7 protein-coding genes and 1 pseudogene are annotated in these 8,453 nt (G+C 44.1%); 3 read left to right on the plus strand and 5 right to left on the minus strand.

The features are described 5' to 3' along the window. Nucleotides 1-6: 6 nt before the first annotated feature. Entirely contained in the window at nt 7-3,921 is a 3,915-nt protein-coding gene (locus GC102_RS15870) for an S-layer homology domain-containing protein (protein WP_171690414.1), read from the minus strand. Nucleotides 3,922-4,197: 276 nt separating this feature from the next. Here GC102_RS15870 and GC102_RS15875 point away from each other — a divergent pair, with 276 nt between their 5' ends. The 3 genes from GC102_RS15875 to GC102_RS15885 all read left to right on the plus strand — a co-directional run bounded on the left by GC102_RS15875 (nt 4,198) and on the right by GC102_RS15885 (nt 5,818). Beyond that, entirely contained in the window at nt 4,198-4,476 is a 279-nt protein-coding gene (locus GC102_RS15875) for a hypothetical protein (RefSeq protein ID WP_171690415.1), read from the plus strand. Beyond that, nucleotides 4,413-4,985, plus strand: a complete 573-nt coding sequence (locus tag GC102_RS15880) for an MFS transporter (protein ID WP_171690416.1) — start codon at nt 4,413-4,415, stop codon at nt 4,983-4,985. The genes GC102_RS15875 and GC102_RS15880 overlap by 64 nt, the downstream gene beginning before the upstream one ends. Before the next feature lie 410 nt (nt 4,986-5,395). Next, nucleotides 5,396-5,818 carry a hypothetical protein gene (locus tag GC102_RS15885; RefSeq protein WP_171690417.1) on the plus strand — a complete coding sequence of 141 codons (423 nt, stop codon included), beginning with the start codon at nt 5,396-5,398 and terminating at the stop codon, nt 5,816-5,818. A 294-nt stretch (nt 5,819-6,112) separates the two neighbouring features. On the opposite strand, the pseudogene GC102_RS15890 reads toward GC102_RS15885, so the two are convergent. The 4 genes and pseudogenes from GC102_RS15890 to GC102_RS15905 all read right to left on the minus strand — a co-directional run. Then, nucleotides 6,113-6,262: pseudogene (locus tag GC102_RS15890) on the minus strand (DUF2087 domain-containing protein); the annotation flags it as partial. Between the two features lie 76 nt (nt 6,263-6,338). Beyond that, entirely contained in the window at nt 6,339-7,127 is a 789-nt protein-coding gene (locus tag GC102_RS15895; protein WP_057304112.1) for an SDR family oxidoreductase, read from the minus strand. 24 nt (nt 7,128-7,151) lie between these two features. After that, complete coding sequence (locus tag GC102_RS15900) at nt 7,152-8,315, minus strand: SMP-30/gluconolactonase/LRE family protein (protein ID WP_171690418.1); 1,164 nt, start codon at nt 8,313-8,315, stop codon at nt 7,152-7,154. A gap of 32 nt (nt 8,316-8,347) precedes the next feature. Continuing rightward, nucleotides 8,348-8,453, minus strand: a 106-nt coding sequence (locus tag GC102_RS15905) for a zinc-binding dehydrogenase (protein WP_171690419.1), incomplete at its 5' end; no start/stop codon positions are given.

The raw sequence follows: 8,453 nt of genomic DNA on the forward strand, positions 1-8,453 counted from the left end.
CTTTTGTTACGGTACCCAAATTTCCTTACCGTTTGATTTCTCGTATTGATGGGCATGGGTTGCTTCCATAATGTCATAGTATGCCCAGTAGCCATTTGAAAGGTCTTTGAAAACTTTGATGCTGGTGGACGCATCAATGGCTTTCTTGTCTGCCTGACGATTGAGCATTCTGTTTGCAATCGTAGCAGTCTCTGCGCGAGTGATGGTTTTATCCGGTTCAAAAGCACCGTCCGGATAACCATTTACCCATCCGTATTCCGCTGAAGTTGCTATGCTGGCATATGCCCAATGGGTATTAGATACATCTGTAAAGTTCTTTTTACCTGCAGCTTTATTCGAAAAGCTTACTGCAATGATTGTAAACTCTGCGCGAGTGATGGCCTTATTTGGCGCAAAGGTGCCATCTTCATAGCCATTAATAATACCAAGGCTAGCTAAAGTGTTTACAGCTTTTGCATACCAAGCATTTTCAGATACATCAGCAAATTGTATTCCTGAAGTATTTACCTCCTGATTTTTCAGAAGATTATAGAACATCTGAGCGACTTCAGCACGGGTTACCTGAGCATCCGATCTGAAGGTTCCATCTTCATAACCGTTTAAGTATACAAAATGATCTTTCGTATTGAGCAACCTGAATACTCCCGTATCGGCAGCCGGCGCCGGCGCCTTGTCTAAAGCTTTAAACGTTGCGTTAATCTTAACTGTGCCGCTCGGTTGGACATACGTGTAAGTACCGTCACCATTGTCCGTATAGTTGATTGCATTGCCTTTATCATCTGTAATCGTTAGCTTGTCCAATGAATATCCAGTATCAGGAGTAACAATAATGGTCACTTTGGTACCGGATGTAGCTTTATTATTGTCTACGGTTACTTTTCCACCTGTCACATTATCAATCGTGACGGTGGGACTGATGAAGCCTCCGCCTCCGCCTCCGCCATTACCATTGTCTCCGTCATTGCTTGATGGCAATGAAGGTCCTGTACCCGGCAAGTTATCCGCAAATATCATTTGGTTGGAGTAAACCAAAGCATAAGTCGAAAACTTGGTTGAGGAGAACGTTACGGTTGTTCCATTGACAGAGGCTGGTATGAATTCCGCAACACCATTGTGAACTCTCACAATAGCGAAATACTTATAACCCAACAGGTTTGTCGGAATGGTCAGAGTAATACTAATCGGCAACGGTACTACAGGTACAAGCTGTGGAGTGCCTGGAGTGATCACTGCGCCACTGCTGTTTAGTTCATCCACTTTTTTGGTAATGTTAATATCATACATAAAGCCAATGATAGCCGCACTTGAGGCAACGCGGGTTTCAATTAAGCTTTTGTCAGCTGATACTCCTGGAGTTGTGCTAGTAGACACATCCGTTGCATTCAGATTAAGAGTAACATTCAACGAATGACCATTCAGTACCTGAGCAATTTCTGCAGACGTAAGCAGCATACCCTTTTGATTATCCAATTGATTTCTTGTGGCAGCAGGGTTTGCAACACCGCTTACGGCACTGCTAATCTTTAATGAAGCCTGCAGCAAATTCAATATCGCATTGGATACATTCTCTACCGTTGTCCTGCTTATTTGCAATTGTTCTTCCGGTGTGAGAGCCGTAAATTCATCATGTGCTGCTTGTAAAGCCTCTATAGTATTCATAAGGATAGCATCTGTCATATTGCTGGCTACCTGTGATACAGCCGCAGAAGGATGTACAGTAATGTTACCCTTGTTATCGCTTGTAACGCTCATTCCCGCAGGTGTTCCGACAATTGGCGTAAATGGTCCAAAGGTGACATTGCCTGCGTTATCTACGGTAGCCGTTGCCGTAAATGTTGCGTTAAGTGCTGCGTTATCAGGGTTGGTAATCGTAATACTTGTCGGATATACCCCTACCAGTACATTCTTCACAGCGTATTTGCCAGTATTTTTATTTACGTTGCCCGTAACACCGGCCACAGTGATTGTTGTTTGTGTAGGGTAGGTTGAATCTTCATACATCATTCCGCCGGAAATGTTTGCTTTTTGATATGGAGGTACATCTGTTCCGCTTGTTGGTATCGGCGAAATCTCACCTGCTGCCGGTATTGGCCGGGCTAAGACTTGATAAGTATTCGCAGCATCAACAGGTTGGAAGGTTAATGTGCTTCCGTTTCCGCTTGTCCAAACAGGTTCAGAAGACAGATTGCCATTTACATCAACATATTTGCCTGTAATCTTATCGACAAGCGCGTACTGGATTGCAGGTGCAGTATTGTTAATCTGAATTAGATCGCTGCCAGCATTGCTTGTTGGCATTCTCAAGATGTTACTTGCATCCACTGGTACAACTGGCGTTAAGACTCGTGTACCGCTTACGTTTGCTGTAGGAAGCGGATCGGTCGTATCGGCAGGAACCGTCACAATTTGATAATGGGTATTAGGATCAAGGTTATCAAAAGTTACATCTGAACCGGTTCCTATTTTCCAACCACTTACCACATTACCTTGTGCATCGGCTACGGCATATTTGACCAAAGTCGATGATGGATTTATAGTAATGGTTGTTTTACCGGGATGTCCCGAATCTTTTCCTGCTGCAACGTTATTACTTACTGTTGGCAATGTAATATCTCGTGTCATAGTAGCCGTACTTGGAGTTACTGCACCTGCATCGAATGTCGATGTAGCAACTACTTTGTAAGTTCCACCCGGCAATACAGGCAGAAATACAATCGGGTTTCCGTTGCTTGGATACCAACCGTTTACGTCGGCAGTAATTTCATTGCCGCTTTGGTCAAATGCTCTGAGTCCTGTAACTGGATCCCCGTTTGCATATGTAACAGCCATAACCGTATTTGCATTCAGAGGGGTTGCCGTTATTGTGCTGGAGCCGTTATAAACGGAAGCAGTTACACTCTTATAAACGGCTGCTGTTACACTATCGATCCCGCTCGAATAACTTGGAACATCTTTGGTGGCAGTGATGATGTTAATGACACCGGAATTATACTCGACAATAACTCCTGGATCTTTATATGCGCTGCTACCACCGTGTGTATTATTTACGCCTAAGTATTTTACTACAGTATTATTATTGTCTAGCAAAAGTGTAAGATGGTCGTAGGGTCCATTATCCATATAATTACTAGTTGACTCAAGACCTGTTTGGTAACCCGTTGATACATACCTTGCGGTGGTACCAGTAGAAGTGTCCCAATTAGGTGTGTAAGTTTTAGTAACACCTATGAAGCTAATAAAGTTCCAGCTTATTCCGTCGGGTTTTGTTGTCCAGAAAGTCTTAAATTCCTTAAACATACTGGCAATCGCAAGCATTTCTCCAGGTTTATTTGCTGCTGGCTCTACAAGATGTCCGTTATTGTTCGTTGCAGTAGTCACAGCATCTTTGAAAGTCATGGCAGTCTGTCTTGCCACATATACAAAATGGCGTTCATTATAGGTACGCACAGATGTTTTTCCATCGGTCAGTGGCGCCCCCGGCACTATATTTACTGTGATACTTTGGTTTTGCCCTGCATCTTGGGTAAATGTCATATTTCGAATCACAGCTTGAATGTCTTCATGAGTAGTAGTACCTAAAAAATTGAACACTCTATTTGTAGATATAGATTTGTCAGTAGTAATGCCAATAATTTTTATGCCATTAGTCAACTCGGTAATACCGCCTGATAGAGCTCCAACAGCAATTGAGCCATTATTTACAGCCACAGTAAAGTATCCGCCCCTTGCATCAACGACACCTGATCTTCCAAATGCAGCATTTGACAGCTGATAGTTTGTTGCGGATGATCTAACCGGAGTACCGAGATCAAGTGTTGATGTTGCCGCAGCTCCTACTTCTAACGGATGAAAAGGCATCATCGTCAATACCATAACAATTGCCATTAGAACAGATAACATTCTTCTACTTTTTAATTTCATCTTTTGTTCACTCCTACCCTGCTCTCGCTTGAGTTATTTTGCTTCTTACTTCGGTAATCCGGTACGGATGTTGTACCTGCATCAGTAAACGATCGTTCTTATTCTCGTCCCACTCCTGTCCTATATCTCGATAAAATCCATGTCCATTCGACATCTGTGATCATAACAAAAGGAACTATACAAAATCTCTACAAGTTCCGACTGCCTTTGCGGCAGGTTGCGTACCTTCCATGGTTTAAACGATAGGCTGTTTGGAAAATAGAGGCGTACGATTGCGTGAAAATTACCCACACCGTCATCTACGTATATATTTCGATTGTGAAATACATGAAGCTCATGTTGGTGGATGACGAATCGCTGGCGCTATACCAACTTCAGCGAATGCTATCGGGATATTCCTGGCGTGTTCGGCTCGTTTCGGAATGCGGAGAGGCTATTGAGCGAATGCCGAAGCTTCAGCCGGACGTCATCCCGTTTGGATCGGCTTCGCAATGGTCCCTGCAGCTGTTGCTTCTGCTGTATTTGGACGTAGAGGCGGTAGACTCACGGATTTAAAAGGCAATTCGTTCGTCGTTTATGTGGCTTCAAGCCTACTGCTGGCTTGTTTTATTTTACTCTCCACTTTTACTGGAGGATCCCCCCTGTTTATTGCTGTATTTCTGATTCTTGGCAACGTCGGGCAATCTTTCATTGTCATTGCGTTATCCAACTCGGTTTCAAGAACCCTGCCTAAGGAACAGGTCGGCGTGGGGATGGGCATACTGGCGATGGTCAACTTTATTTCACAAGGGATCGCTATTGGCGTATACAGTAAGATCGTTGATCTTGGATCCCAAGGCATTCCAAACTGGAACCCCTTTTACAGCTACTCATCTGGCTTTATATTCAGTAATATCTGCTTCGTTCTAGCCGCATTGCAACTGGTTATTCTAGCGATTTACAATCTCTCGGTTGGTAGAGAGAAGCAAAAGAAGACTTTGGTCTTGAAGGAGTCTGAGGCAGCTGTTTATTCAATAGTTATAACTAAACGACAGAATCCAAAAGGCCCATGCGCAGTTGCATGAGCCTTTTGAATTTCGTTGACAAATTCTGGGCATGGCAATATGCTAGAACACTAAGGAATCCAGTGTCATATATGCTCACTTGAGGTTGCCGGATGAATAAATGAATGAATCCTTATTCTCGGTTGAGTTGATGTTGTAAAAAGTGCAACAATTTCTGCCTAAATCCCGCCAATCTCCTTCGATGTTGCATAATGTACAACAATTTAGCCCCATTCAGGCCATTTCGCGACAAATGGGTTAGAAATGTTGTACAAACTGCAACTTCAACCTGCAAAATTGCCTTTTGGCGTGAGAATTGTTGTAGATTTTACAACATTGGTAACCAATATAGCCCATCTAACTTCACGAAGCTGGCTAACAGTTATGGGAATGAATCGACGGTCTCGTATGACTAACATAAGGGAGAATCTATGACTATTTTGATCAGAATCTTAGGTTCCATTTATTTCTTACTATTGATTGGATGTTCAAATGAACAAATAATCTCCAAGAACGTTGAAAGATCTGATCTTGATACAAGTCTACAAACATGGGTGCAAACTAAATCAAAAGAAAATGGGATTTACTTAAAGAAAATGAATGAAAATAAGGATCAATCAGAGAAGATACGTTACCTCATTTACTCCAAAAAAGACCTTAGCTACGACTATAGAACAATTAGACTTGACCTCAAAGATGGCACTCTATCTATATATTTGAAAGATAAAATGGCCCCTGACGAGCAGTACATGAAAACAGAGTCCCATTTCATAATTACGTTAGATTCCCCACCCGAAAAAATTGAAATGTATTTAAATGAGAAAACCGTTAATTATCAAATGGAGCAGCCTTAAATTAAGCAGCAAACAAAAGGGTGGTCTTAAGAAACATGAGAAAAATCCTATTAACCATTTTCTTTATACTCACATATTTTCTGTTCGCAAGTGGCACAGGGCATATTTACAAATGAAAATGATTTGCCGACCTAAACGTACACAACTAGGAATCCTTTGGGATTTGATTCACAAGATGATTAGCCGAGTAGATGTTCTAACTGGGGTTTAGCATTTTTAGGCTCGCCCCTTAATTTCATCAACACGGATTACTTGTCCAAGCGCCGTGAACCACCCCTAGGATGACTATAGTCGTCACGACAGAATCTCCCACCTTGCCCACATCTCTTGTGGGTTTAATTCGTATATTTGATTTTCCCTAAACATGAATTGGTGCATAATAAATTCCCTTCGAATCGTTGCAAAATCTTCATGTAAATTCTTAATAAAATCATTGATTTCTTTCGAAAAACAAAAGCCCAAGCGTTAACCCGCTTGAGCTCTTATAGGTTGGGCAATGGTACATGTGATAGACGTCGCTTTATTTGAACCGCTGCGCTTGCCTTGAAGGCATAATGGTCAGTTCCGAAATGTTGACATGCTCAGGCTGCTCTAGTGCATAGAGTGCTGCCTCGGCAACATCATCGGGATGTAACGGCAAGACGTTCGAAGCGAACGCGCGAATTTCATCCTCGGAATACCCGGCCACCTGAGAAAATTCCGTTGCCACTGCCCCGGGCTGAATCGTAGTAACGCGAATCCCCTGAGAAAGTGTCTCCAAACGCAATGCAGACGCTATGGCGTTAACGCCGTATTTGGTCGCGCTGTATGGGCCTCCTCCGGCAATCACTTCCTTGCCGGCAATGGAGGAGATGATGATGACATCCCCCTTGCCCTGACCCAGCATCGGCGGGAGCCCGTACCGCAGAGTCAGCATAAGACCGTGCACATTGGTCCTGTACATCTCCTCCCACCTTTCCAGATCCACATCTACCAAAGTACTTCGATATCCGAATCCGGCATTGGCGACTACAATGTCAAGACGCCCCCAGCGATTAATAATTGCATTGATCACATGCTGTACTTCTTCAGCATTTTGAATATCAGCAGTTACCGCCATAACCTCGTACAATTCCTCTTTATGCAATTCCTGAACCAGCTCATCCAATCGTTCCCGCCGGCGTGCCACTACGGTCACATGTGCGCCGCGCTTTGCCAGCTTCCTAGCAATCGATGCTCCAATGCCGCTGCTGGCGCCTGTCACCAAGGCTACTTTGCCGGCCAGACTCTCCTTCACATTCCAAGATAACGCTAAATCATCCAGTTTCATTTCGCACCCTCCCGGATTCCAACATTATTTTGTTAAAAGCACGCGATGAAGACCCAGGCTACCTCCAGGTGCCGTTCCTATATATAAATATCCGTTATGTTTAATTGCTGTAGTTACGCCGTACAGTGTGCCTTCTGGATCGTGCCAGCTTCCGATAAGCTCTCCCTGCGGGCTGAGCTCCACAGCAAGCCCATGCTTCACCGGTGCGCTTGCACCGCTAAGCAGCGACTCCGGCAATTTGGCCATGCTATTAGCCAACCAGGGGTTACTATGCATTTGATCTACAAATGGGATGCGAGTTGTAAAGATACCGACCCAGAAATGACCTTGCTCATCGCGCGTAATGTTGTCTGGAAAACCTGCGAGATTGTCTGCGAAAATATCAGATGTACCCTTCTTCGAGCCCTTCAGCCAGTATCGGGTCAGTTGATAATGATACGATTCCGCTATAAGCACAAAATCTTCATCTGCAGACAAGGCAATTCCGTTTGCAAAATAGAGACCTTCTAGCAGGACCGTCGTCTGCTTGGTCGTTGGATCGTACTTCAGCAAGCGGCCATGCGGCTTGTTCTCGGCAATTTCTTTGAAGGTCACACGACCATAGTTCGAGGTGTCGGAAAAATAAATCGAGCCATCTTTGGCAATATCAAGCTCGTTAGCCAAATAAATCGGCTTGCCGTCTACTTGATTCGCCAATACTTCTATGCTCCCGGACGGGGTTATAGACAGCAGTCCCTTCTTGATATCTGCAACGATCAAATTTCCATTGGCGTCGAATTTAAGCCCATTCGGCGTTCCTTTGGTGTCTGCAAACAATTGGGCTTTTTGCGGATTACCGTCTGCACCGAAAGGGACCTTATAAATTTTCCCGTCGGAATCTCCTGTATATAGCTGCCCTTCCTTATCGAATGTAATGAATTCCGGAGATTGAGGGGCATCCGTAACAAGCTGAGCCGAGCTGAGTTTGTTGTTCTGTTGCCACGGGCCCGATTCCTGAAAGGAAGGGGCCTTCGGCGCGGACCATTTTACCGGTTCGATAGGTGAAGGCATAAACGAGAAAACGATTACTCCAAGAAGGAGTACGGCAAGCAGCGACAAACCCCATCCGAGTATGTTCCTACGTAATGAGCGTTTCGGACGTTTCACGCCTTGAGCTGCTTTGGCGGAGGGGACTGGTGTATTAGACATTAGAACTTCTCCTTTATTATGTAAGCGAAATATTAGATTTGAACTACGATTTTACCGAAATATTGCTTTCCTTCAGCCAAGAGCGCGAATGCTTCTCCAATTCGATCCAGAGGGAATACACGGTCGACGACGGGTTGT

This window comes from Paenibacillus germinis (assembly GCF_013141785.1).
Classification (GTDB): domain Bacteria; phylum Bacillota; class Bacilli; order Paenibacillales; family NBRC-103111; genus Paenibacillus_E; species Paenibacillus_E phytorum.